21 protein-coding genes are annotated in these 25,642 nt (G+C 67.1%); 9 read left to right on the top strand and 12 right to left on the bottom strand.

Annotated features, from left to right (window positions below; translation table 11 throughout):
* Positions 1-11 precede the first annotated feature (11 nt).
* From ACOZBP_RS06945 to hemE, 9 genes are all read right to left on the bottom strand, one after another.
* Positions 12-833 carry a ParA family protein gene (locus ACOZBP_RS06945; RefSeq protein ID WP_422675671.1) on the bottom strand — a complete coding sequence of 274 codons (822 nt, stop codon included), beginning with the start codon at positions 831-833 and terminating at the stop codon, positions 12-14.
* Positions 823-1,446 carry a 16S rRNA (guanine(527)-N(7))-methyltransferase RsmG gene (gene rsmG / locus ACOZBP_RS06940; RefSeq protein WP_422675670.1) on the bottom strand — a complete coding sequence of 208 codons (624 nt, stop codon included), beginning with the start codon at positions 1,444-1,446 and terminating at the stop codon, positions 823-825. The genes ACOZBP_RS06945 and rsmG overlap by 11 nt, the downstream gene beginning before the upstream one ends.
* Positions 1,443-3,338, bottom strand: coding sequence for a tRNA uridine-5-carboxymethylaminomethyl(34) synthesis enzyme MnmG (gene mnmG / locus ACOZBP_RS06935; protein WP_422675669.1), 1,896 nt, complete (start codon positions 3,336-3,338; stop codon positions 1,443-1,445). The genes rsmG and mnmG overlap by 4 nt, the downstream gene beginning before the upstream one ends.
* Positions 3,339-3,419: 81 nt before the next feature.
* Positions 3,420-4,742: a tRNA uridine-5-carboxymethylaminomethyl(34) synthesis GTPase MnmE gene (gene mnmE, locus ACOZBP_RS06930; protein ID WP_422675668.1), complete on the bottom strand. Its 1,323-nt coding sequence runs from the start codon at positions 4,740-4,742 to the stop codon at positions 3,420-3,422.
* Positions 4,743-4,746: 4 nt separating this feature from the next.
* A complete protein-coding gene (locus ACOZBP_RS06925; protein WP_422675667.1) occupies positions 4,747-4,986 on the bottom strand; it encodes a DUF6489 family protein in 240 nt (79 codons plus the stop codon).
* A gap of 86 nt (positions 4,987-5,072) precedes the next feature.
* A complete protein-coding gene (rho, locus tag ACOZBP_RS06920) occupies positions 5,073-6,563 on the bottom strand; it encodes a transcription termination factor Rho (protein WP_422675666.1) in 1,491 nt (496 codons plus the stop codon).
* Positions 6,564-6,841: 278 nt separating this feature from the next.
* Entirely contained in the window at positions 6,842-7,309 is a 468-nt protein-coding gene (locus tag ACOZBP_RS06915; RefSeq protein WP_422675665.1) for a CopD family protein, read from the bottom strand.
* 18 nt (positions 7,310-7,327) lie between these two features.
* Entirely contained in the window at positions 7,328-8,386 is a 1,059-nt protein-coding gene (hemH, locus tag ACOZBP_RS06910; RefSeq protein ID WP_422675664.1) for a ferrochelatase, read from the bottom strand.
* A 2-nt stretch (positions 8,387-8,388) separates the two neighbouring features.
* Complete coding sequence (gene hemE / locus ACOZBP_RS06905; protein WP_422675663.1) at positions 8,389-9,423, bottom strand: uroporphyrinogen decarboxylase; 1,035 nt, start codon at positions 9,421-9,423, stop codon at positions 8,389-8,391.
* A 503-nt stretch (positions 9,424-9,926) separates the two neighbouring features.
* On the opposite strand from hemE, the gene ACOZBP_RS06900 reads away from it, so the two are divergent.
* From ACOZBP_RS06900 to dnaQ, 5 genes are read left to right on the top strand one after another with little or no spacing between them, the layout of a single operon-like run.
* Positions 9,927-10,790, top strand: a complete 864-nt coding sequence (locus ACOZBP_RS06900) for a pyruvate, water dikinase regulatory protein (protein ID WP_422675662.1) — start codon at positions 9,927-9,929, stop codon at positions 10,788-10,790.
* Entirely contained in the window at positions 10,784-11,383 is a 600-nt protein-coding gene (locus tag ACOZBP_RS06895) for a Maf family protein (RefSeq protein WP_422675911.1), read from the top strand. The genes ACOZBP_RS06900 and ACOZBP_RS06895 overlap by 7 nt, the downstream gene beginning before the upstream one ends.
* Complete coding sequence (locus ACOZBP_RS06890) at positions 11,380-12,219, top strand: shikimate dehydrogenase family protein (RefSeq protein WP_422675661.1); 840 nt, start codon at positions 11,380-11,382, stop codon at positions 12,217-12,219. Before ACOZBP_RS06895 ends, ACOZBP_RS06890 begins: the two co-directional genes overlap by 4 nt.
* The gene (gene coaE, locus ACOZBP_RS06885) at positions 12,216-12,830 is read left to right on the top strand and encodes a dephospho-CoA kinase (protein WP_422675660.1); all 615 of its coding nucleotides are present in this window, start codon (positions 12,216-12,218) and stop codon (positions 12,828-12,830) included. Before ACOZBP_RS06890 ends, coaE begins: the two co-directional genes overlap by 4 nt.
* Positions 12,831-12,872: 42 nt before the next feature.
* Positions 12,873-13,601: a DNA polymerase III subunit epsilon gene (dnaQ, locus tag ACOZBP_RS06880; RefSeq protein WP_422675659.1), complete on the top strand. Its 729-nt coding sequence runs from the start codon at positions 12,873-12,875 to the stop codon at positions 13,599-13,601.
* On the opposite strand, the gene ACOZBP_RS06875 is transcribed toward dnaQ, so the two are convergent.
* Positions 13,598-13,930: a putative quinol monooxygenase gene (locus ACOZBP_RS06875; protein WP_422675658.1), complete on the bottom strand. Its 333-nt coding sequence runs from the start codon at positions 13,928-13,930 to the stop codon at positions 13,598-13,600. The genes dnaQ and ACOZBP_RS06875 overlap by 4 nt on opposite strands.
* Before the next feature lie 70 nt (positions 13,931-14,000).
* The gene (gene secB, locus ACOZBP_RS06870) at positions 14,001-14,528 is read right to left on the bottom strand and encodes a protein-export chaperone SecB (RefSeq protein WP_422675657.1); all 528 of its coding nucleotides are present in this window, start codon (positions 14,526-14,528) and stop codon (positions 14,001-14,003) included.
* Positions 14,529-14,747: 219 nt separating this feature from the next.
* Between secB and timA the strand changes: the two genes are divergently transcribed.
* Together timA and ACOZBP_RS06860 are read left to right on the top strand one after the other, a co-directional pair.
* Positions 14,748-15,365 (top strand): TIM44-related membrane protein TimA, encoded by a 618-nt coding sequence (gene timA, locus ACOZBP_RS06865; RefSeq protein ID WP_422675656.1) that lies wholly within the window; start codon positions 14,748-14,750, stop codon positions 15,363-15,365.
* A complete protein-coding gene (locus tag ACOZBP_RS06860; RefSeq protein WP_422675655.1) occupies positions 15,365-16,495 on the top strand; it encodes an MltA domain-containing protein in 1,131 nt (376 codons plus the stop codon). The genes timA and ACOZBP_RS06860 overlap by 1 nt, the downstream gene beginning before the upstream one ends.
* A gap of 979 nt (positions 16,496-17,474) precedes the next feature.
* Here ACOZBP_RS06860 and ACOZBP_RS06855 read toward each other — a convergent pair.
* The gene (locus ACOZBP_RS06855; RefSeq protein ID WP_422675654.1) at positions 17,475-18,998 is read right to left on the bottom strand and encodes a helicase HerA-like domain-containing protein; all 1,524 of its coding nucleotides are present in this window, start codon (positions 18,996-18,998) and stop codon (positions 17,475-17,477) included.
* Positions 18,999-19,115: 117 nt separating this feature from the next.
* Here ACOZBP_RS06855 and ACOZBP_RS06850 point away from each other — a divergent pair, with 117 nt between their 5' ends.
* Both ACOZBP_RS06850 and ACOZBP_RS06845 read left to right on the top strand, forming a co-directional pair.
* Positions 19,116-20,279, top strand: a complete 1,164-nt coding sequence (locus ACOZBP_RS06850) for an AI-2E family transporter (RefSeq protein ID WP_422675653.1) — start codon at positions 19,116-19,118, stop codon at positions 20,277-20,279.
* Between the two features lie 408 nt (positions 20,280-20,687).
* Entirely contained in the window at positions 20,688-25,547 is a 4,860-nt protein-coding gene (locus ACOZBP_RS06845) for an NAD-glutamate dehydrogenase (RefSeq protein WP_422675652.1), read from the top strand.
* Positions 25,548-25,642 lie beyond the last annotated feature (95 nt).

Below are 25,642 nucleotides of genomic sequence, written 5' to 3'. Positions count from 1 at the left end.
TCTATATTCTATCAGGCAGCCAGGGCGAGACGGCGCTGACGCTCGCGCGCGACGACTTCGCGGGCCAGTTTGAGATAGGCTTGGCTGCCCGTGCATTTCAGGTCGTAGATCAGCACTGGCTTGCCAAAGGACGGCGCCTCGGACACCCGCACATTGCGGGGAATGACGGCGTCATAGACCTTGTCGCCGAAGTGGCTGCGCACATCGGCCGCCACCTGACCCGAAAGGGCGTTGCGGCGGTCGTACATGGTCAGGACCAGACCCTGGATTTCCAGCGACGGATTGAGGCTCTGCTTGACCATGTCGATGGTCCGCATCAGCTGGGTCAGGCCCTCCAGCGCGAAGAACTCGCACTGCAACGGCACCAGAACGGCGTCGGCCGCGGCCATGGCGTTCAGCGTCAGCAGGTTCAGCGACGGCGGGCAGTCGATCAGGACGTAGTCATACCGCGTATGGCCGTTCCCGCCCTGCGCCGCCAAGGCGTCACGCAGGCGATAGGATCGGCGATCCGCCTGGCTCAGTTCGATCTCGACGCCCGACATGTCGGCGTCGGCGGGCACGATGAATAGGCCGGGAACCGTGGTCTCCACCGCCGACAGATCGATCGGGCGGCCGTCGACGATAACGTCATAGATCGTCGCGCGGCGTGTTTCACGTGGAACACCCAGACCCGTCGAGGCATTGCCCTGCGGGTCCATGTCGACGATCAGCACCTTTTCGCCGATGGCGGCCAGGGCGGTGCCAAGGTTGATGGCGGTCGTGGTCTTGCCCACCCCGCCCTTCTGGTTGGAGACAGCCAGCACTCGGGTCTGTTTCTCGCGATCAGCGGACACGGCGAAGACTCCGGATATGGACGATGCGGCCGCGCGGGTCGCTGCGCGAGACGGAGAGGTCGCTCTTAAAATGCCAGACCTTGGCCGCCTCTTTCAACTCAGCTTCGGCCTTCTCGCCCTTCAGGAACAGGCCTTGTGCACCGTGATGGAAGTAAGGCTGTGCATAAGACAGCAGCTTCTCCATCGGCGCCACGGCGCGGGCGGTGACGATGTCGACCTCGACGTCCTGCTCCTCGGCCCGACCGTTGATGACGGTGGCGGGCAGATCCAGAGCCTCGACCACCTGATCCAGAAAGCGGCAGCGCTTGCCCAGGCTGTCGATCAACCAGACATGGGCGTCCGGACGATCCTTCAGCAGGATGGCCAGCACCACGCCAGGAAAGCCGGCGCCGGCCCCCAGATCGGCCCAGGTCAGGGCCTCGGGCGCCAGGGCCAGGAGCTGGGCGCTGTCCCAGGCGTGCCGGTTCCAGAAGTCCGGAATGGAATCCGGCCCTACCAGATTCATCACCTCATTGGCCTCGGTCAACATGGCGAGGAAGGCGGTCAGATCGGCGATCTGGGTTTCACTGGCGCCCGTATGGGCGCGGAATTCGGCGACGGGGTCCAGGCTCACGCGACGATGGTCTCGACTTCTGCGGCGAGCGAGGTCGCCTTCTTCACATGGGCCAGGAGCGCCGTCAGCGCCCCCGGCGTCATGCCTTCGATGCGGCCCGCCTGCCCCAGGGTGCGGGGCTGGACCAGGATCAGCTTCTCGCGGACCTCATTCGACAGACCGCCGATGGCGGCGTAGTCGAGGCTTTCGGGCAAAGACAGCCCCTCCTCGCGCCGCAGGGCCTCGGCCTCTGACGCCTGGCGATCCAGATAGCCGGCGTAGACGGCGTCGATTTCGACCTGTTCGCGCACCGCCGGGGCCCAATCGGCGATCTCGGGCCGGACAGACACGAACTGATCCAGGGTCACACCGGGGAAGGACAGCAGGTCGCGGATGGCACGACGCTGGCCGTCGGCGTTGACGCTGATGCCCAGCGCCCCGGCCTCCTTGGGCGTGAACTGTGTTTCACGTGAAACACGGTTCGCCCGGTCTAACTGGCCCGACTTCTCCAGCCATACCTTCCCCCGCTCCGAGCCGACGACGCCCGCCGCGATTCCCAAGGCCGTCAGGCGCACGTCAGCGTTGTCGGCGCGCAGGGTCAGGCGGTACTCGGCCCGGCTGGTGAACATGCGATAGGGCTCGGTGACGCCGCGCGTCACCAGGTCGTCGATCATGACGCCGATATAGGCCTGGTCTCGGCCAAGGATGATCGGGTCGGAAGCGGCGGCGGCGCGGGCGGCGTTCAGACCGGCCATGAGCCCTTGAGCTCCCGCTTCCTCATAGCCGGTCGTGCCGTTGATCTGCCCTGCCAGATAGAGGCCAGGGCGCTTCTTGACCTCCAGCGCCGGCGTCAGTTCGCGCGGATCGACATAGTCGTATTCAATGGCGTAGCCGAAGCGGAAAACCTCGACCTGCTCCAGTCCGGGCATCGTCTTGAGGAACGCCAGTTGCGTCGCGTCGGAGACAGAGGTCGAAATGCCGTTGGGATAGACGGTCGGATCATCCAAACCCTCGGGTTCGAGGAAGACCTGGTGGCTGGTCTTGTCGGCGAAGCGGACCACCTTGTCCTCGATCGAGGGGCAGTAACGCGGACCGCGACCCGACAGCTTGCCGCCATAGACGGCGCTCTCGCCCAGGTTCTCGGCGATGATGCGGTGGGTTTCCTCGGTCGTGTGGGTAATGCCGCAGGCGATCTGAGGCACCTCGATCCGGTCGGTCAGGAAGCTGAAGGGCACAGGCTCCTCGTCCGCCGCCTGCATCTCCAGCCGATCCCAGGCGATGGTGCGGCCGTCCAGGCGCGCGGGCGTGCCGGTCTTCAGACGCCCCATCATCAGGCCCGAGCCATAGAGGTCTGCCGCCAGACCCGTCGACGGCGCCTCGCCGAAGCGGCCCGCCGCGATGCGTTCCTCGCCGCGATGGATGACCCCGTTGAGGAAGGTGCCCGTCGTCAGGACCACGGCCCCGGCGCGAAGATCAGTCCCCTCGCCCGTCGTCACCCCCACCACGCGGTCGCCGTTCAGGATAAGGGCTTCGGCCGTGCCGGCCATCAGGGTCAGGTTCGGCGTCTGGGCCAGCTCGGCCTGCATGGCCTCGCGATAGAGGCGACGGTCTATCTGGCTGCGTGGCCCGCGCACGGCGGCGCCCTTGGAGCGGTTCAGCAGGCGGAACTGGATGCCTGACACGTCGGCCAGACGGCCCATGACGCCGTCGAGAGCGTCGATCTCGCGCACCAGATGGCCCTTGCCCAGGCCGCCGATGGCCGGGTTGCAGCTCATCTCGCCGATGGTTTCGAGCTTCTGCGTCAGCAGCAGGGTGCGGGCGCCGGCGCGCGCCGAGGCGGCTGCAGCTTCGCAGCCGGCATGACCGCCGCCGATGACGATGACGTCGAAGATCGTGGAGGGGGAGGAACTCATGGGCGAGGACATAGTCCATCCGGCCACAGATCGCCACTAGAACGACGCCGATGTTTCACGTGAAACACCGTGGTTCGGCGGCTATTTGCCGATGCAGAAGGTCGAGAAGACCTCGCCGAGGATGTCCTCGACGCCGATGGCGCCGGTGACACGGGCCAGGGCGTCGGCGGCCCGGCGCAGGTCGTCGCCCGCCATCTCTGGCGCCAAGTCAAGCGCGCGACGTCCCGCCTCGACTGCAGCCAGGGCCTCGACCAGACGGCGGCGATGGCGCTCGCGCGTCACCGCCGGGAAGTCGGCGCCCGACAGATCGCGGGCCAGACGGGCGGCGATCCAGTCATGGAGATCGGACAAGCCCTCCCCGCTCGTCGTGCTGACGGACAGGGCCTCAAGCCCGTCGACCGGCTTCGCGGCGCCGAGGTCGGCCTTGTTGAGGATCTGCAGATCCTCAACCTGGGCGAAGGCGGCGGCGGGGTCATCCCCCTGCCCTTCATCTGGCGCGCGGACCCAGAGGCGCAGGTCAGCGTCTTGCGCCCGCAACCGCGCCCGGCGGATGCCCTCGGCCTCGACCACATCCTCGCTTTCGCGCAGGCCGGCGGTGTCGGACAGGGTGACGGCGTAGCCGCCGATCATCAGTTCGGCGTCGAGAACATCGCGGGTCGTGCCGGCGATGGGGGTGACGATGGCCGCTTCACGCGCCGTCAGGGCGTTGAACAGCGACGACTTGCCAGCGTTGGTCTCGCCGATCAGGACGATACGATAACCCTCGCGCACCCGCCGACCGCGATCGGAATCGGCCAGAGCCGCGCGCAGATCGGCGGCCAGCTGGTCCAGAACCGGGCCGGCCGTGCGGGCCAAATTGTCGGGGACCTCCTCGTCCGGGAAGTCGATCTCGGCCTCGACCAGCGACAGGGCCTTGAGCAGGTCGCGACGAAAACCGGCGTAGGCGGCAGACAGGGCGCCGTCCAACTGCCCCAGGGCCTGAGACTTCTGGGCCGTCGTTTCGGCGTCGATCAGGTCGGCGACGGCCTCGGCCTGGGCCAGGTCCATGCGGCCGTTCTGGAAGGCGCGGCGGGTGAATTCACCCGGCTCTGCGGGACGGACCTTCAAGGCGATCAGGGCGCGGCTGGCGGCCTCGATCACGGCCCGGCCGCCGTGCAGATGCAGTTCAGCGGAGTCCTCGCCGGTGTAGGAGTTGGGGCCAGGAAAGCGCAAGACCAGGGCCTGATCCACCATCTCGCCGTCATGACGCAGGGTGCGCAGCGCCGCCAGACGCGAGGTCAGCCCCCCTGCCCCCAGCGCGCTCAGCGCCGCGTTCACGCCTGGCCCGGACAGGCGCAGGATGGCGATGGCGCCGCGTCCGGGCGGGGTGGCCAGGGCGAAGATGGTGTCAGCGTCGGCGCTCAAGTCGTCAGGCCTTGGGCGCGCCCGTGACGGCGGCTTCCATCAGACGCCGGAACTGATCCTGGGCTTGAGCGCCGAAGCTGGTCCAGGTCTTCATCAGTTCGTCGGGCTGCATGGCCGCCATGTTGGCGTCCATCCGCTTCTGCATCTCGGCCACCAGATGATCGTTCAGGACGGTGACGTCGGGCAGGCCGAAGAAGGCGCGGGCCTCAGCCGGGGTGCAGTCGATTTCGATGTTCAGCTTCATGGCGTCTGCCTTTCAGGCTGGCTTGGTTTCACGTGAAACATGCCCTCAAGCCGCCGCCCGCCGTGCGGGCGGCGCCAAGACCGGAATTATGTATTCATGGACTGGAAGAAGTCGCCGTTGTTCTTGGACTGGCGCATCTTGTCGAGCAGGAACTCGATCGCGTCCTGCGGCCCCATCGGGTTGAGGATCCGGCGCAGGACATAGGTCTTGGCCAGCTGATCCTTCGGCGTGATGAGGTCTTCCTTGCGGGTGCCGGACTTGAGCACGTCGATGGCCGGGAAGATGCGCTTGTCGGCGACCTTGCGGTCCAGCACGATTTCCGAGTTACCCGTGCCCTTGAACTCTTCGAAGATGACCTCGTCCATGCGGCTGCCGGTGTCGATCAGGGCCGTGGCGATGATGGTCAGAGACCCGCCCTGCTCCACGTTACGCGCGGCGCCGAAGAAGCGTTTGGGCCGTTGCAGGGCGTTGGCGTCGACGCCGCCGGTCAGCACCTTGCCCGACGACGGGACGGTGGCGTTGTAGGCGCGGCCCAGACGGGTGATGGAGTCCAGCAGGATGACGACATCCTTCTTGTGCTCGACCAGACGCTTGGCCTTTTCGATGACCATTTCGGCGACGGCGACGTGGCGGGTGGCGGGCTCGTCGAAGGTCGAGGCGACGACCTCGCCCTTCACCGTGCGCTGCATGTCGGTGACTTCTTCCGGACGTTCGTCGATCAGGAGGACGATCAGGAAGACTTCCGGGTGGTTGCGCTCGATCGACTTGGCGATGTTCTGCAGCATGACCGTCTTGCCCACCCGCGGCGGGGCGACGATCAGGCAGCGCTGGCCCTTGCCGAGCGGGGCGACGATGTCGATGACCCGGCCCGAGCGGTCCTTCAGCGTCGGATCCTGGATTTCCATGTGCAGACGCTCTTCGGGATAGAGCGGCGTCAGGTTGTCGAACAGGACCTTGGTCTTGACCATCTCCGGATCTTCGAAGTTGATCGTGTCGACCTTCAACAGGGCGAAGTAGCGCTCGCCCTCGCGCGGACCGCGCACGGCGCCGTGCACCGTGTCGCCCGAGCGCAGGCCGAAGCGGCGGATCTGCGACGGCGAGACATAGACGTCGTCGGGACCCGGCAGGTAGTTGGCGTCGGGGCTGCGCAGGAAGCCGAAGCCATCCGGCAGGATCTCCAGCACGCCCGAGGCGATGATCTCCACCTCTTCGTCGGCCAGGGTCTTGAGGATGGCGAACAGCAGGTCCTGCTTGCGCAGGTTGCCGGCGTTCTCGATGTCCAGTCCCTCGGCGAAGGCGACCAGCTCTTCCGGCGTCTTCTCGTTCAGTTCCTGCAAGGTGATGCGGCCGTTGGGAACAATGGGCTCGCCGTCTTCGTCCTCATCGTCGGCCGTGGTGTCGATACCCGTATCGTCGTTGACGATATCAGTCGCTGCTTCGACCTCGACTTCAGGTTCCGGCTCAGACGTCGGCTCAGCGGCGCGCGAGCCGCCCAGAGTCAGCGTCTTTCTTGGACGTTCCGCAGCCGTTTCAAGGACTTCCGGAGCCTGGTCGTTGTTCTCGGGCGTATCGGTCATGGCGTGCTCGCTCACGCGCTCAAACGCGATCAGCGTTGAGGGCGGTTCGTCTGTCGATGTCGCGGCCTTGCGGCCAGAGGGGGGACGACGGGCTCCCGCAGGATCAATCCGGCAGGCGTCGCAAGAAGAGAGGGAACGCCCTGCGGATCGCAATGGGATCACGTCGAACGGTTCACCACGAGCGGAACCACGAATGACCCAACCGCGTCAAGCAAGGCGGTATCAGAAAGGCTGGCGGTCAGGCGGCAAGCGACCCCCCCCCGGGAGCGTTATCGCCCCTAGAATGTCCATTCAAGGGTGACGGACAGCACCATGACGATGGCCAGCAGGAAGGGAATCTCGTTGGTCATGCGCCAGAAGCGACCCGAATATTTCGACGTGCCTGCAACGATCTTCTTTCGCTGACCGGCCAGGAAACCGTGCCAACCCGCCAACAGGAAGACACCGACCAGCTTGGTCACCATCCAGGGCTGGTGCGCAAAGCTCCAGTCGGCGCCGTCGCCGCTGCGCAGCCACAGCAGCCAGCCGCCGAAGACGAAGGCCAGGATCATGGCCGGATTGATGATGATGCGTAGAAGCCGCGACTGCCACAGGCGCAACAGGGCCTGCATTTCGCCGCGCAAGGGCTCGGGCCTGGCGTTCTGCTCGGCGTCATAGGCGAACAGACGCGGCAGGAAGAGCATGCCGGCCATCCAGGCGATCACCGCCAGGATGTGAAGTCCGCGCGCGAGATTATAATAGTCCATAAGGATCCCCTCGACCGGTCAGGCCGCCTTTGAACAACCGCTGGGACAGGCTTTCAAGCGGGCGCATGGTCCCCCCTTCGACGGGCCCTGCGGCGCCACGCCCGAGGTCCCTAATGCGGCCTCGACGGCCTGGGCCAGGGCCGCGATGAAGGACGGCTCAATGCCGACGGCGGGCGTGCGCAGATAGGGGGCGCAGCCGACGTGCGCGGCCAGTTCCCCGTATTCCAGATCCAGCTCGACCAGGGTTTCGATGTGTTCGGAGACGAAGGCGATCGGCACCACCACGGCGCCGACGCCGTCCCGCCCTGCCTGTTCGATAGCCTGGGGCGTAGCCGGTCCCAGCCATTTCAGCGGCCCGACCCGGCTCTGATAACAAATGGCCCAGTCCGTCAGACCCATGCGGGCGACGATCGCTGCGACCGTGGTCTCGACCTGAGCCTGATAGGGATCGCCGGCGGCGACCAGTTTTTCTGGAATGCCATGGGCCGAAAACAGCACGCGCACGGGCTGGCCCTCGGCACGATCCATGGTCTCGCGGATCAGCTTGGCCTGAGCCTCGACCAGACCCTCGGCGTCGGGATAGCAGCAGACGGCGTGAACCTCGCCAGGCCCCTTGTAGGCCTCGTTCCAGACCTTGAGCGAAGAGGCCGTCGTCGTGGTCGAGAACTGCGGATAGAGGGGCAGAAGCACGACATGGTCGGGCTGGAAATCCGCCACCGCGCGGGCCGTGTCCTCGGTAAAGGGGTGCCAGTAGCGCATGGCGATGAAGACCTCGGTCTCATCGCCGGGCGCCGCGTCCGCGAGCACCTCAGACAGGGCGGCGGCCTGTTTCAGGGTCTCGGGCAGCAGCGGCGAGCCCCCCCCCATCAGGGCGTAGTTGGCCTGAGCCGATTTCTCGCGCCGTGAGGAGATCAGCCGCGCCAGGGGCGTGCGCACTATGGCCGGCAAGCCGATGATGGCCGGGTCGTTGAACAGGTTGAACAGGAAGGGTTTCACCGCCTCCGGCCCATCAGGCCCGCCGAGATTGGTCAGCACCACGGCCACGCGCCGGTTCGATCGGCTCGGCTCGGCGGTCATGATCACTGAGCTCCGATCCGGCGCAGGACCTGTTCCACGTGAGCGATCGGGACGTCCGGCAGGATCCCGTGGCCCAGGTTGAAGATCCACGGCCCCTGGCCCCAGGCCTCCATCAGTTGATCGACGCGGCGATCCAGCGCGGGACCGCCGGCGCGGAGGAGAAGCGGATCGAGCGCGCCCTGGATCGGCTTGATGGCCTGGACCCGTTTACCAACCTCCAGAGGACAGGCGGTGTCCAGCGCCACGGCCTGAACGTCGCAACTGCTGGCGTAACGCTCTGCAAGCGCCGCAGAGCCCCTCGGGAAGCCGATGAGCGGCACGGTGACCCCCAGGGCCCGGGCGCGGGCCACAAGCGCCTGGTGAGGCTTCAGGACGAGGCTTTCGAACAGATCGTCGGGCAGGCCCTCGGCCCAGCTCTCGAAGATCTTCAGAACCTGGGCGCCCGCGTCCTGCTGCATCTTCAGATAATGGGCGGTGGACTCGACCAGAACCTCGAGAAGGGCGGCGACCTTTTCCGGCTCGGCATAGGCATAGGTGCGGGCCGTGGCGCGCTCCCCCTTGCCAATGGTGCGGGCTTCGCCGTCCAGCATATAGGTGGCCACGGTCCAGGGCGCGCCGGCGAACCCGATCAGAGCCTTTGACGGATCCAGTTCAGCACGAACAAGGCTCAGGGTCTGGCCCACCGACTTCAGGGCTTCCCCTGCCTGGTCAGCCAGCTCCCGCATCGACTCCACCGACGGCAGGGCGCCAAGACGCGGACCTTCACCGGCTTCGAACCAGACCTTTTGTCCCAGAGCGCCCGGGATCAGCAGGATGTCGGCGAAGACGATGGCCGCGTCGAAGCCGAAGCGGCGCATCGGCTGAAGCGTCGCCTCGGCCGCCATCTCCGGGTTCATGCAGAAGGCGATGAAGTCCGGCGCCTTGGCCCGCAGCTCTCGGTATTCCGGCAGGTAGCGCCCGGCCTGACGCATGAACCACACGGGCGGACGGGTCGTAGTCTGGCCCTGGAGAGCCTGGATCAGAAGAGGAGTGCTCATGCCTTGGGCTTTAGGATGCACACCCCCAAGCCTCAATCCCTATTCAAGAATAAGAATTTGAAAGAATTGGAGGATGGAAGCAGGGCGCTGGAATGCGGGGATAGTTCGCGGCCATACCGTCGATCGACAGGTTTCTCCCCGATTTCGAGTGAACCAATCCGACGACCCCGGCGATAGTGTGTTGATTGCGGGGATAACACTTGCCGAATCCGCTGTGACGGGAGTCCGACCTGGGCGCCGTTGTGGGAAAGGCGCCGGGCGCCAATTCTGGACAAGGCGCCTTATCCCCGGGTGAGGATAGAAATTCGGCGCCTGCATGAACGACTCCAGGCGCCGTTCGACCATTGGCGCCCGCGATCCCCGCTCGCGACCGGGAGCGGGGCTTGCTAGAGGATTCGGCGCCCAGTCGATGTCGAACGGCGCCCCGACTTTTACACAGGCTGCGGGGACATAGGCCGACACTATCGACCGAGGCGACCGAGGATGAGGAGACGATCAAAGTCATGAGCCCCGCCCGACCGTCGTCGCGTCTCGCCACCTATTTCCACGTCCACCTGGTCTCGGATTCGACCGGCGAGACCCTGAACGCCATGGCCAAGGCGGTGATCGCCCGTTTCGACGGCGTCATTCCCATCGAACACATCTACGCCCTCGTCCGTTCAGCCAAGCAGATGGAGCGGGTGCTGGAAGAGGTCGCGGGGGCGCCTGGCGTGGTTCTGCATACCCTGGTCGACCGGGAACTGCGCGAGCAGTTGGAGGATGGCTGCCGTCGGCTGCAAACGCCGCAGATCGGGGCCCTGGATCCGCTGGTCGGCGCGCTGTCGGGCTATCTGGGGACCAATATCTCGACCCGCGTCGGGGCCCAGCACGCTCTGGACCACGGCTATTTCAACCGCATCGGCGCCCTGGACTTCGCCATCGCCCACGACGACGGCCAGGGCACGCTGGAGCAGCTGGAGCATGCCGATGTGGTCTTGTGCGGCGTCAGCCGCACCTCCAAGACCCCGACCTGCATCTATCTGGCCAACCGCGGCATCCGCGCCGCCAATGTGCCGCTGGTGCCGGGTCAGGAGGACGGCGAGCGGTTGATGCAGCTGAAGAACCCCCTGGTCGTCGGTCTGACGGTCTCGCCCGATCGGCTGGTGCAGATCCGCCGCAACCGACTGGAGGGGCTGAACGCCCACCACGCCTCGGACTATGTCGACCACGATGCGGTGCGCGAGGAAACGGTCAAGGCGCGGCGCGCCTTTGAGCGGCGCGGCTGGCCGACGATCGACGTGACCCGCCGCTCGGTCGAGGAGACTGCGGCGGCCATCATCAACCTTCTGAGCGAGCGGCGGACGCGCCGCGTGGGGACTGCCTGGTGAAAAACGACGGCGAACGACTGATCCTGGCCTCAAAGAGCGCGGCGCGACGCGCCATCCTGACCGAGGCGGGCGTGCCCTTTACGGTACAGGTGGCCGATGTGGACGAGGACGCGCTGAAGACGCCGGGCGTCGATCCGGTCGAACTGGCGGTGGAGCTGGCGCGGGCCAAGGCCCTGGCCGTGTCGCGCCACGACGCCGAGGCCTGGGTCCTGGGCGCCGATCAGACCCTGGCCTTTGACGGCGGCCTGGTCTCCAAGGCGCCGACTCTGGCGGCGGCGCGCGAGCGGTTGATGGCCATGCGCGGCCGCAGCCATCACCTGCATTCCGGCGCGGCCCTGGCCCGCAACGGTCAGGTGGTCTGGTCCGGCGTCGATACGGTCGAGATGAAGATGCGCGACTTTTCCGACGCCTTCCTCGATGCCTATCTGGCGGCCGAGGGCGAGGCCCTGCTGGCCTGCGTCGGCTCCTACCGGCTGGAGGGCCTGGGCTCGCAGCTGTTCGAGGCGGTCGAGGGCGACTATTTCACCGTTCTGGGCCTGCCGCTGTGGCCGGTTCTGGCCGAACTGCGCCGCGCCGGAGTGATTGTCTCGTGAGCCCCTCCCCTACGCCAAATCGTATCACCGGCGCCGCCCTGCTGGCCGGCATCGCCGGCCAGCCCGTCAGCCATTCGCTCAGCCCCGTGATTCACAACGCCTGGCTGGAGGCCGGTGGCATCGACGGCGTCTATGCGCCGTTCGCGCCGAAAGACGCCGCAGGGTTCGATGCTCTGGTGGCTGCCGGTCGCGCCGGCCTGGTCCAGGGGCTGAACGTCACGGCTCCCTTCAAGCAACAGGCTTTCGCCCTGGCGAGTGAGGCCAGCAAGGCCGCTCAGGCGACGGGCTCGGCCAATATCCTGGTGTTTGAGGACGGTCGTGTGTTTGCCGACAGCTCGGACGGCGTCGGCGTTCTTTATGCCTTGGCCGAACAGGCGCCGGCCCTGAACCTGCAGGGCGCCGTCGTCGTTATGCTGGGCGCTGGCGGGGCGGCGCGAGCGGGCGCGGGCGCCCTGATCGAGGCAGGGGCCGGCATTCGCATCCTCAACCGCTCGCGCGACCGGGCCGAGGCCCTCGCCGCCGATCTAGGGCCGTCGGTTAAGGTGGCCGATGAGACAGCTCTGGCCTCGGCCGATCTGGTCATCAACGCCCTGAGCGTGCAGCCGGGGATTGATCTGTCGGTCTTGAAGCCGGACGCCGTGGTCATGGACATGACCTACAAGCCCGTCGTCACCCCCTTCCTCGCGGCGGCGAAAGCCCGAGGCCTCACCACGGTGGACGGCCTGGCTATGCTGATCGGCCAGGCGACTCCGTCATTCACGGCCCTGTTCCGGCGCCCGCCTCCGCCGCTGGACCTGCGCGCCCTGCTGTTGAGCCATCTGGGCGACGCGGCGTGATCGTCCTCGGTCTGACGGGCTCGATCGGCATGGGCAAGTCCACCACGGCCCGGATGTTCGCCGACGAAGGGGCCCTGCTGTGGGACGCCGACGCCGCCGTGCATCGGCTCTATGCACCGGGCGGAGCGGCGGTCGCCTCGCTGGACAAGGCTTTTGCCGACGTGGTGGTCGACGGCGCCGTGGACCGCACGCGACTGGCGGCGGCTCTGGGGCGCGACGAAGACGCGTTCAAGCGTCTGGAGGCCATCGTCCATCCTCTGGTGGCGCAGGACCGGGCCGAGGCTCTGGCCAAGGCGCGAGCTGAGGGCGTTCGGCTGGCCGTCCTCGACATCCCCCTCTTGTTTGAGACGGGCGGCGACGCCTTCGTGGACGCCGTGGTCGTGGTCACCGCTGATCCCGAGGTGCAGGCGACGCGTGTTCTCGCCCGTCCCGCCATGACTCGCGAACGGTTCGAGGCCATCCTGGCCCGCCAGACGCCCGACGCCGAAAAACGCCGCTGCGCGGACTTCCTGGTCGATACGGGCCGGGGCCTGGACGCCGCACGGGATCAGGTGCGCGGAATCGTGGGGACAGTCCTTGATCCGTCGTGGACGCCGCCGGCCCGAGACTGAGCCGGCTCTTTCGCCCGGGCGCGGCTTACCGCATTAAGGGGCATGGCCCGCGAAATCGTTCTCGACACCGAAACCACCGGATTCGATCCCAAGACCGGCGACCGCCTGATCGAGGTCGGCTGTATCGAGATTCACGACCTGCTGCCGACGGGCCGGACGTTTCACCGTCTGGTCAACCCTGAGCGGTTGATCCCGCCGGACGCGATCCGGGTGCACGGCATCACCGACGACCACGTCAAGAACGCGCCCAAGTTCCATGAGATCGCCGCCGACCTGCTGGACTTTATCGGCGATGCGCCCCTGATCGCGCACAACGCCAACTTCGACCGCAACTTCATCGACTTCGAGTACAGCCGCATCGGCCAGAAACCGCCGCTGCAGGAGCGCTGGATCGACACGCTTCAGTTGGCGCAGAAACGCTTTCCGGGGATGCCCAACTCCCTGGACGCCCTGTGCAAGCGCTTCAAGATCTCGTTGGTGGACCGCACCCTGCACGGCGCCCTGATCGACTCCCGCCTGCTGGCCGAAGTCTATCTGGAACTGCGCGGCGGCAAGGAACGGGCGCTGGACCTGACCACGGCTCGCAGCCCGCAAGCCGTGGCGGCGGCCGCCTCGGTCAGCCACGGGGCGCGACCCCATCCCCTGCCCTTGCGCTCGACCGAGGCGGAACAGGCGGCGCATCTGGCCTTCCTGAAATCCTCGCTGAAGGATTTTAGCCTCTGGGCTGGCTACGGCGTGACCGTCGAGGTCAAGGACGAGGCGGCGGCCTAAAGCGCGGGGTCCATCAGGATGTAGGTCCCCGGCTTCTCCTGAAAGGCGTCGATCTGCGGGACCAGGCGGCGGAAATGTTCGCTGGCGCAGTGGACGTCCAGCGCGGCCTGATCGGGCCATTCCTCGATGAAGATGAAGTGGCCGGGCTGGCGCTGATCCGTGAACAGATCATAGGCGAGGCAAAGCGGCTCTTCGCGCGTCAGCCGCACCAGTTCACGATAGAGCGGCATGACCGCCTCGATGTGTTGGGGCTTGATGAAGTCTTCGGCGATGACCTTCAGCACAGCGGCTCGCGCTCCCTTATAGACATAGAAAAGGGGGCGCCCCACGGACGCCCCCAAACCTTCCGCTCAAGCAGCGAGGCGCCGCGCGCCTCGCGTTGGCGGTCTTCCTTAGAAGTTATGCCTGACCGGTTTCGGCCGGGCCGCTGGCGATCTGCTGCTGACGGGCGACGTAGATGGCGGCGAAGTCGATCGGGTCGACCATGAAGGGCGGGTAGAAACCGCCGTCCGATGTGGCCTGGGCGATGACCTGACGGGCGAAGGGGAAGAGGTAGCGCGGGCATTCGATCAGCAGCATGGGCTCGATGTCCTGGGGCGCGACGCCCGTCAGGGCGAACAGGCCGCCATAGACGAGTTCCACGTGAAACACGGCGTTCTTGTCGTCGCCCGTGGCCTTGACCGACAGCTTCAGGTCCAGCTCGAACAGACCGTCGGGACGACCGGCGGCGTTCATCTCCACGCCCATGTCGATGGCGGGCTTGCCTTCGATACGCAGGCTTTCCGGGGCGCGCGGGTTCTCGAAGGACAGGTCGCGGACGTATTGCGCCAGAATGCGGAAGCCGGGACCGGCTGGCTGGCCCTGGCCTTCCATCGGCTCGGTCTGGCCGTTGGCGGCGGTGTCGGCGGGGGCGGTGGCGTCGGTCATGAAGATAGCCGTCAGTCTGAAAACCAAGGGGACGCCGGACCGCTCCGGGTCCGGGGTGAAGGGGCCGCGACTACCACGGCGAGGCTATTGGCCGCAACGGCGAGACCCGCGTTCTGAAGCCCCCTCGCCTTGCGCCGGACAGGATCGCCCCCTAATCCTCACAATAACAGATGCGCGTCCGTTGAACCCCGGGGCGCGCGCTAATCCCAGGGAAGCCCCGTGCCCGTACAATTCCAGATCGTCATGTTCGCCATCGTCGCCGCGGTGCTGCTGTTCATGCTCTACAACGTGCTGGGCAAGAAGGTGGGCCGCCAGCCGCAGGAAGACGCCCGCTTGCCGCAAACGACCGCGCCCGGACAGGCGGCGCCGGCCCTGACGCCCGGGGTGGACCCGGTCACGGCCGCCGCCGTGGCGGGGCTCAAGGCGCGCGACCCGGCCTTCGACCCGGCTCGCTTTGTCGAAGGCGCCCGCCAGGCCTATGAGACCATCGTCCGAGGCTATGCTGCGGGCGATCGCGACGCCTTGCGGCCCTTGCTGACGCCGGCGGTCATGACTTCGTTCGAAGCGGGCATTGCGGCGCGCGAAGCGCGCGGCGACCGCGAGCAGACCGAATTCCTGCATCCCCCGCGCGCCGATCTCGAGTTGGCTACGGTCAAGGACGAGCGCGCCATCGCCAAGGTCCGCTTCCTGGCGGAAATGCGCAGCACCGTGACCCCAGCCGTGGGCGAGGCCGCGACCGAGGAGCGTCGCACCGCCGAGTTGTGGACCTTCGAGCGTACGCTTGGCGCGGCGGACCCCAACTGGGCCCTGGCCCGTGTCGAGCCGGCCAACGCCTGATGCGCGCCGTCGTCCTGCCGTCCGCCTCGACCTCGGCTCGGTCTGGCGCGGCCAGGGTCGGCGCCCTCTCGTTCCTGATGTTCGTGGCCGCTTGCGCTTCGGCCCCGCCCGTCGTTTCGCCGGTTTCGCCTGATCCCGGTCCGGGTCCGGGTCCGGGTCCGGTTTCGCCGCCGACCGCGGGCGAAGGTCTGAGCCTGGCGGCCCTGCCCGGCTGGGCCCAGGAAGACCATCTGGCCGCCTTCCGCGCCTATGTCGCCGGCTGCGGCCGCGCCAAAGGGGCTGGGGCTGCGGCCGTCTGCGCCCGCGCCCGGGACCTGGCGGACCGGCGGCTGTCGCCCAGCGACGCCCGCAGCTTTCTCGAGACCCACTTCGTCGCGACCGAAGCGCGGACGGATAACGGCCGCGCCGGTCTGCTGACCGCCTATTTCGCTCCCGAGTATCCTGCGCGTGGCGCGCCTGATGCGGAGTTCGACGCCCCGGTCCTCAGCCGCCCGACCAATCTTTCCGAGGTCGGCGATCGCGCCGCGATCGAAGCCGGATCGGCCCGGTCGTCGGTGCTGGCCTGGATGCGGGCCGAGGACCTCTTCTTCCTGCAGATACAGGGATCCGGAACCCTGACCTTCCCGGACGGCGCCCGACTGCGCGCCGCCTACGCCGCCGACAATGGCGCTAGGTTCGTCGGCATCGCCCGCCCCATGGCGGAGCGGGGCCTGCTGCCACAGAACGGCACTTCGGGCGACGCCATCCGCGCCTGGCTGGCGGCCCACCGCGGGGCCGAGGCCCGTGAGGTGATGGCGTTGAACCCGCGCTACATCTTCTTCGCCATCAGCCCGGATAAAGGCGACGAGGCGACCGGCGCCGCCGGCGTTCCCCTGCCCGCGCGCCGTTCGGTGGCCGTGGACCCGTCGCACTGGACCTATGGCGACGCCGTCTGGATCGAGGCCGACGGCGGCAACCTGATCGGGGCCAGGGCCAGCTACCGCGGCCTGGTCATGGCGCTCGACACCGGCTCGGCCATCCGCGGCCCCGTCCGCGCCGACCTCTATATCGGCCGGGGGGATGCGGCGGGGCAGGAAGCCGGCGCCGTGCGGCATCCCTTACGGATGTGGCGGCTGACGCCGAAGGGGTGAGGCGGGGAGGTCAGGCTGCATTCGACCCATAGGACACCTTCTCGCCTAGCTAGGGCACCAACCCGGTAGGGGAGTCTCCAAGTGAACTTCAGCCAGGGGGGAGTCGTCCCGCTTTACGAAAACGCCGCCGCTAGCGTCGCCAAATACCTGAAGGCGCATGGCCTGAGGAGGCCGACCCTCACCCTCCACAAAGATGATGCCTTCCGAGATCACGTATGACCCTCGGACAGGTCCAACTCGGTGACGGGGGCGAGCATAGGTTCCGTCGGGACAGAAGACTCCAGCGTATCCCCCAATACTGATCTCGCTCACATACTTCATCGCCTTCCCGCTGAAGGCAGATGCGATCTGCGTCCCTGAAAGCGGGTGGATTCTCTCCTCAACGGATCGAGAACCGTTGCGCCAAGTAGTGCTGACGCTAGCGAGATCAGACCATAGGTCGACATCGATATTCCCTACTGCGACGCTGTGTGGTGGATCATAACTGATCTGAAGCCGTGGGCGAACAAGTCCGCTAACACCCTTAAGCGAACTTCGCTTCACGACCCGTTGCGGACGTCATGGAAGGCCTTCCGAATTGCCTACTGTGGCCAATCCAAAGTCTTCTTACGATCAGCTAATCGCGATTTCGCTCGACGCCTGTAGAACCATTCCACCGCTTCTGGCACGAGTAGCAGAGGGATAATAACCGCTATCCCGCGCCACCACTCGGCGCTCAGCCATTGCCCCGCGATCGGCAGCCGATCTTTGACGTGGAACGCAGAAGCAAGCATCACACCAATTGCCAGCAAGCGCATCGCTAGCAGCAGAAAGGTGATTGATCGCGGCGGTCGTGCCGCTTGATTTAGCGCAAGCTCACGGCCCGATAGCTTCTCGCCAAACAACCGACCCAACACGTTCCCTCGCTTCATATCAGCCTTCGCTAGGAACCATATACCATCCAGCTACAAGTCTGCTTCCCACCCTTTGCTGACTCTCTCTACCGCCGCTTGAGGCTGCCCAGGACGCCGCGCAGGAGTTCGCGGGTGATGGTTGTGCCTGCGGTGCGCAGGACGGACTTGGTCAGGGCCTCCATCGGCGTCTGGCGGGATGAGGCGCGGGCGCGCGGCGCGGCGCGTTCGCGGGTCGGCGCGGGCGCCGAGCGGGTCGCCCTTTCGGCGGCCTTGGCCTCGGCGGAGGCGCTGGCGGCTTCAGCCTCGATGCGCTCGGCCTGGGCGCGGCGGGCTTTCAGGACCTCTTCGGCGGACTCGCGGTTGATGGCGGTGTCATAGGTCCCGCGCACCGGGCTGGCCGCCATGACGGCGGCGCGTTCGGCGTCGGTGGCGGGGCCCAGGCGCGAGTCCGGCGGACGGATCTTGGTCTGGGCCACCACGGTCGGGGCGCCCTTGTCGTCAAGGGTCGAGACCAGGGCCTCGCCCACCCCCAGCCCCTGAATGGCCTCGGCGGTATCGAAGGCGGGATTGGTGCGGAAGCTCTGCGCTGCGGCGCGCAGGCCCTTCTGTTCGGCCGGGGTATAGGCGCGCAGGGCGTGCTGCACCCGGTTGCCCAGTTGGGCCAGGACGGTGTCCGGGATGTCGGCCGGGTTCTGGGTGACGAAATAGACCCCGACCCCCTTGGAACGGATCAGGCGCACCACCTGCTCGACCTTTTCCAGCAGGCCCCGGGGCGCGTCGTTGAACAGCAGGTGGGCCTCGTCGAAGAAGAAGACCAGGCGCGGCTTCTCTGGGTCGCCGATCTCGGGCAGTTGTTCGAACAGTTCCGACAGCAGCCACAGCAGGAAGGCGGCGTAGAGGCGCGGGCTGTTCATCAGCCGCGTCGCGTCGAGGACGTTCACCTGACCCCGCCCGTCCAGCGAGGTGCGCATCATGTCCTCCAGCCGCAGGGCCGGCTCGCCGAAGAAGGCCTTGCCGCCCTGCTGTTCCAGTTGCAGCAGGGCGCGCTGGATGGCGGCGATGGAGGTTGGCGAGACATTGCCGACCTCCCGGCCGATGGTCTGGGCGTTCTCTCCGACATAGGCCAGCAGGGCGCGCAGGTCCTCGAGGTCCAGCAGCAGCAGGCCTTCCTTGTCGGCGACATGGAAGGCGACGGTCAGGACGCCTTCCTGCACGTCGTTCAACTCCAGCATCCGGGCCAGAAGCGTAGGGCCGACGTCCGAGACCGTGGCGCGGATCGGGTGGCCCTTCTGACCGTAAAGGTCCCAGAAGACCACGGGCGCGGCCTTGCCGGTCAGGCTCAGCCCCATGGCGCCGGCGCGCTCGGCGAACTTCTCCACATTTCCCGCCTGGCTGATGCCCGACAGGTCGCCCTTGACGTCCGCGCAGAAGACCGGGACGCCCGCGTCGGAAAAGCCCTGGGCCATGATCTGCAGCGTTACGGTCTTGCCGGTGCCGGTGGCGCCGGCCACCACGCCGTGGCGGTTGGCGCGCTTGAACAGCAGGTTTTCAGCGGCGCCCTCGAAGGACTGGCCGAGGAAGAGGGCGGCGGCGGCGGCGGCGTCGGTCATTCGGGCGTTCTCCTGCGTCCGGGCGCATGGTTATCCGACCGGGCCGGAGCCGCAAGGCGGAACCGCAAGGCTTTACAGCGATTGACGCTGTCCCCGCCGCCCGTGACAGTCCCCCTCATGAAACTGCCTATCTCGCTTCAGACCTCTTCGGTCGCGCGCAACGCCCTGGTCCTGATCGCCGTCGTGGCGGGCGGCGCGGCCCTATATTGGCTCAGGGACATCCTGACGCCCCTGGCCATGGCCATCTTCCTGATGATCATGATCGACGGGATGAAGCGGGCGATAGAGCATCGCACGCCCGTGCCGTCGCGCTTCGCCGGGACGGCGGCGCTGATCCTGGTGGTTCTGGGCTTTCTTCTGTCGATCTGGATCATCGTCGACGGAGCGGCGGGCTTCTTCACCGACGCCTCCGGGGTCTCGGCCAGCATCGGTCCGCGACTGGACCACATCATCGCCGACATCAGCGGTCTGGTGGGCCTATCGGACCCGCCGACCCTGAACGAGCTGATCGCCGGCATCGACGTGCGCGGCTGGCTGACCCAGGCGGCGATGCAGGCGCAGGGAGTCGCCTCGGGCGCCTTCTTCGTCATGGTCTATCTGGGCTTCCTGCTGGCCTCCCAGGCAGGCTTCCGCAAGAAGATCGTCGCCATGTTCCCTGATCGCGGCGCCCGCAACGAGGCGCTGGAGGTGTTCAACCGCGTCCGCGGCGGGGTCGAGGGCTATCTCTGGGTTCAGGCCGTCACCGGCGCGCTGATCTGTCTGGTGGCCTGGGTCCTGATGCGGGCGGTCGGCCTGCAGAACGCCGAGTTCTGGACCTTTGTCATCTTCATCGTCGGCTTCATTCCGGTCCTGGGCGGGGCGATCGCGGGCCTGGCGCCGCCCCTGTTCGCCCTGGTCCAGTTCGAGAGCTACTGGCCCGCCCTGATCCTTCTGGTGGGGTTGCAGGCCCTGCTGTTTATCGTCGGAAACCTGATCCAGCCCCGGATGCAGGGCGACAACCAGAACATCGATCCGGTCGTGGTTCTTCTGGCCCTGGCCCTTTGGGGCAAGATGTGGGGCGTCCCGGGCATGTTCCTGTCGACGCCGCTGGCGGTCATGGCCATGGCCATTCTGGCCGAGTTCAAGGGCTCTCGCTGGATGGCGGTCCTGTTGTCCGGGGATGGCGAGCCCTACGCCGCGCGCAAGACGGCGCCTCCGTCGGCCTCGGCGGGCGGCGGCTGGTTCAGACGCCTGCTGGGGCGCGGCAAGCCGCCGCATGAAAAAGACGGCCTCGACGACTGAGCTTGCCCTTGATCCGCCATATCTGGCGACTATCTACCCAATCAGACGACGCGGCCCCCTCCCCCTCCCGGCCGCGAAGTCCAGAGGACCGGCGCTCCCTCCCCCCTCCTGCGCCGGACCCCAAGCAGGCCGTCGAGCGTTTCACGCTCGGCGGCCTTGTTCTTTTCGGGTCCATTTCTTGAGGGCGACCCTCGCCGCATCACGGCTGAATTGGGGCGGTTATTGTCGTCCTTGCTGTTCAGGCGACCGGAATTCGCCCAACTGTGGGCCTTTGGCGCAACATGGTGCGCTGCACACTGAAATTCAGGGTCTGAGCCGCCCCCGGCGCCCTAGCCAGTTCCGCCAGCGGCGCTAAGGTGACGAGGTCAAATCCCTGCGGCCTTCGGCCGTGCTGTTCGAGACCTCACCATGTCCGCCGCTCCGCGCACAGTTTCCGCCACCCCAGCCACTCTGGAGGCGCTGGAAGCGGCCTATGCGCGGATTGTCGCCGGCCCCCCGGGCGCGGCTGAAAAGTCTTTGCTGGCCCAGGCCTTTGAGGACTACGCCGCCGATGAGGCGCCGGAACTGGGCGGCGACGACGTGGCCGCCCTTCTGGGTCTCGTCTGGCGTTCGGCCAAGGCCCGCCAGGCCGGCGACCCCGCCCGCGTCACCGTTGGTCCGCTGACCGGGGCCGACGGCGTCGCTACGGGTTATGACTGTGTCCTGATCCTGCAGGACGACGCCCCCTTCCTGGTCGACAGCGTCCTGGGCGAGCTGGCTGACGCCGGGGTTACCGTGCGCGCCCTGTTCCACCCGGTCGTCGAGGTCGAGTCGGGGCGCCGCGACTCGTTGATCATCGCGGTCATCGACCCCCTGCCGCAGGAGCGCCGCGACGCTCTCGGCGAGGGCCTGGCCCAGGCGATGGCTGACGTGCGCGCCGCGGTGACCGACCACGGCGCCATGGTCCAGCTGATGCAGGACGCCGTCGAGCAGTTGGAGGCCACGCCGCCCGCCGCCATTGATCCCGCCGTGCTGGACGAGAACATCGCCTTCCTGCATTGGGCCAAGAGCGACCACTTCGTCTTCCTGGGGGCCCGCGACTACGCCTATCCGCGCAGCGCCGACGGCGGTTATGCGCCCGAGGCGCCGCTGGACATCTCCGACCAGGGCCTGGGCGTTCTCGGCGATCCCGAACGCCGCGTCCTGCGTCGCGCTTCGGAGCCCGCCGTCCTGACCGCCGCCATGCAACGCCAGCTTGACCTCAGCGAGCCGGTGACGGTGGCCAAGGCCAATATCCGCTCGCGCGTGCATCGCCGCGCCTACATGGACTATGTCGGCGTCAAGCGTTACGGCGCGGACGGCAAGGCCTCGGGCGAGACCCGTTTCGTCGGCCTGTTCACCGCCGAAGCCTATGACAAGATGGCCAAGGAGGTGCCGCTGATCCGGCGCAAGGCGGCCAACGCTCTGGAGCGCGCCGGCAAGGCCCCAGGCAGCCACAACTACAAGCGCCTTAAGAACATCCTCGAGAACTACCCCCGCGACGAGCTGTTCCAGATCAGCGAGGACGAGCTGCTGGAGACGGCGCTCGGCATCCTGCACCTGTATGACCGCCCGCGCATCCGTCTGTTCACGCGCCGCGATCCGTTCGACCGCTTCGTTTCGGTCCTCTGCTTCATCCCGCGCGAACGCTTCGACGCGGGCCTGCGTCAGCGCATCGGCGGAATCCTGGCCAAGGCCTGGGGCGGTCGGGTTTCGGCCTGGTATCCGCAGCTGTCGGACCAACCCCTGACCCGCGTCCACTACATCATCGGCGTTGAGCCGGGCGCCCACCTGGACCCCGATCTCAAGGCCCTGGAGGCCGAGGTGGCCGAGGCCGGCCGCAGCTGGATCGACCGCTTCGAGACCGCCCTGCGCGCCGCCGATGTCGACGAAGTCGCTGTCGGTCCCACCAGCGCCAAATGGGCTGACGGTTTTGGCGTCGCCTATCGCGCCCGCTATGACGCCGCCGAGGCCGTGGCTGACCTGGAACAGTTCGACCGTCTCAACGACGGGTCGGCCGCCGATGGCGTTCATGCTGAACCGGTAGCGGTCCGCGCCTTCCGGACGGCCGACGAAAGCGCGCTGCAGTTCCGCTTCAAGCTCTATCGTCGCGGCTCCGCCGTGCCCCTGTCGGACGTCCTGCCGATCCTGGCCGACATGGGTCTGAAGACGCTGGAAGAGTCGGACCACGTTATTCGCACGACGGGCGACACGCCGGTCTACATCCACGACTTCCTGCTCGAGGATCCGCGCGGAGAGGCCCTGACCTTTGCCGACATCAAGGCCCCGTTCGAGGCCGCCTTCTCCGCGGTCTGGAGCGGCCGGACCGAAAGCGACGGCTTCAACCGTCTGGTGCTGGAACTGGGCGTCGACTGGCGTGAGGCGGCCCTGATCCGCACCCTGGCCCGCTATCGCCAGCAGACCGGCCTGGACCCGTCGCAGGCGGTGCAGGAAACGGCCCTGCGCGAGTATCCGACGGTGGCCCGGGCCATCCTGTCGCTGTTCAAGGCGAAGTTCGATCCGGCCCACGGCGGTTCGGTTGAAGAGCGTGAAGCTCTGGTCGCCGAGCTGAACGACAAGATCATCGCCCTGCTTCAGGATGTGAAGAGTCTGGATCACGACCGGGTGCTGCGCCGCATCGCCCTGCTGATCGGCGCCGTCAAGCGCACCAACTTCTATCAGGTCGACGCCGGGGGCCACGCCAAGCCGCACATCTCGATCAAGATCGCCTCGCGCGAGCTTGAAGACCTGCCGCTGCCCAAACCCTTCCGCGAGATCTTCGTCTGGGCCCCGCACATCGAGGGCGTCCACCTGCGCTTCGGCCCCGTGGCGCGCGGCGGCCTGCGCTGGTCAGACCGTCGCGACGACTTCCGCACAGAGGTCCTGGGCCTGGTGAAGGCCCAACAGGTCAAGAACTCGGTCATCGTTCCGGTCGGCTCCAAGGGCGGCTTCTATCCCAAATGTCTGCCGGTCGGCGGCGACCGCGACGCCATCCAGGCCGAGGCCATCCGCGCCTACAAGACCTTCCTGTCCGGGCTGCTGGACATCACCGACAACATCGTCGGGGAGGGCGCGCCGGTGCGTCCGGGCAATGTCGTGGCCTGGGAAGGCGACGACCCCTATCTGGTCGTGGCCGCCGACAAGGGCACGGCGACCTTCTCCGACATCGCCAACGGCGTGAGCCAGTCCTACGGCTTCTGGCTGGACGACGCCTTCGCTTCGGGAGGGTCGGCCGGTTACGACCACAAGGAGATGGGCATCACCGCGCGCGGCGCCTGGGAGGCGGTCAAGCGTCACTTCCGCGAGATGGGCAAGGACATTCAATCCGAGCCCTTCACCGTGGTCGGCGTGGGCGACATGTCCGGCGACGTCTTCGGCAACGGCATGCTGCTGTCCAAGGCGATCAAGCTGGTCGCCGCCTTTGACCACCGCGACATCTTCATCGATCCCAACCCGGACACGGCAAAGTCCTTCGCCGAGCGTCAGCGTCTGTTCGAGACCCCGCGCACCAGCTGGCAGGACTATGACAAGAGCCTGATCTCGGAAGGCGGAGGCGTCTTCTCGCGCTCGGCCAAGACCATCACCCTGACGTCGCAGATCAAGGCCCTGCTGGATATCGAGGCCGACAGCGTCGATCCGACCACCCTGATGCAGGCCATCCTCAAGGCACGGGCCGAGCTGCTCTACTTCGGCGGCATCGGCACCTACATCAAGGGCGCCGGCGAGACCAACGCCCAGGCTGGCGACAAGGCCAATGACGCCATTCGCATCAATGGCGGCGAAGTCCGGGCTCTGGTCCTGGGCGAAGGCGCCAACCTGGGCGCCACCCAGCTGGGCCGCATCGAGGCGGCGCGCGCGGGCATGCGCCTGAACACCGACGCCATCGACAACTCGGCGGGCGTGGACTCCTCCGACCACGAGGTGAACATCAAGATTCTCACCGGCGGCGCCATCGCCTCGGGTCATCTCAAGGCCGAGGATCGCAACGCCTTGCTGAAGTCCATGACTGACGAGGTCGGCCTCAAGGTCCTCGCCCACAACTACGACCAGACCCTGGCTGTCAGCCTGCAGCAGGCCGAGGGCGCCGACGCGCTCGACGCCCAGCAGGCCTTCATGCAGCACCTGTCTGCGCTGGGTAAGCTCAATCGCGCGGTGGAATATCTGCCCGACGACGCCCGCATGGCCGAGATGAAGCTGCAGGGCTCCGCCCTGACCCGTCCCGAGCTGGCGGTGCTCACGGCCTATTCCAAGCTGGAGCTGTTCGACGAGATCGTGGGCTCGTCGGCGCCTGACGACGCCTTCTTCGAGCGCCTGCTGGTCCACTACTTCCCCGCTCCGCTGGCGAAGTTTGAAGACGACATGAAGCGTCACCGTCTGCGCCGCGACATCATCGCCACCGTCCTGTCGAACGAGATCGTCAACATGGCCGGTCCGACCTTCCCCGACCGTCTGCGTGCGGCGGCGGAGTGCGACACCGCCGCCATGGTCACGGCCTTCGAGACCGCACGTCAGGTCTTCCGTCTGGATCAGGCCTGGACGGCCGTGTCCGCCCTCGACCTGAAGATCCCGGCCGAGGCGCAGACGGCCCTCTATCGCGAGATCGCCAAGGTCCTGCGTCGCCAGACCTACTGGCTGGCCCGCCGCGCCGCGCGTACGGAAACCACGGTCGGCGGCATGATCGCCGCCTATCAGCCTGCCGCCGACGCCCTGCGCGCCGCTGGCCCGGAGGTGTTGTCGCGCTTCGAGCAGAAGCAGTTCGAGGCCCGCGTCGCGACCTTCGTCGGCCTGGGCGCGCCGGAAGACCTTGCCCGCGACATCGCCCTGCTGCGGCCCATGGTGGCTACGGCCGACATCGGCGATCTGGCCAATGAACTGGGCTGGAGCGCCCCGGCGATGGCCCGTCTCTATCACCAGGTCGGCGCCGCCTTCGATTTCGACCGTCTGCGCGTCGCGGCCGGTTCGGTGCCGTCGGGCGATCATTTCGATCGTCTGGCCGTACGTCGCCTGATCCAGGACCTCATGGCCGAACAGCAGCAGCTGACCCGCGCTGTGGCCAAGGCTTCGGCCGAGGCGGCGGGCGCCAGCGAGGAAACCGCAGAACAGGCCGTGGACGCCTGGATCGGCGCCCGCATGGGTCAGGTGGAATCCCTGCGCGCCGCCGTGGACGAGATCGAGACCTCGGGCGCCGGCTGGACCTTCGCCAAGTTGACCATCGCCAACGGGGCTATCAGGGAGGTTCTGGGAAGTTAAGGCTTCCCGGAGCGCTACGCTCGCGACGCGGCCGCTCGCTGTTTGAGCGCAGATCGCGCGCTTCGGCGTCAGTTCAGGGTCCGCTCGTTTCGTCC

It is taken from the genome of Brevundimonas sp. NPDC058933 (assembly GCF_049315965.1).
GTDB lineage: Bacteria > Pseudomonadota > Alphaproteobacteria > Caulobacterales > Caulobacteraceae > Brevundimonas.
The sequence above is the reverse complement of the archived record's forward strand: the minus strand, read 5'-3'. Positions and strand labels throughout refer to the sequence as shown.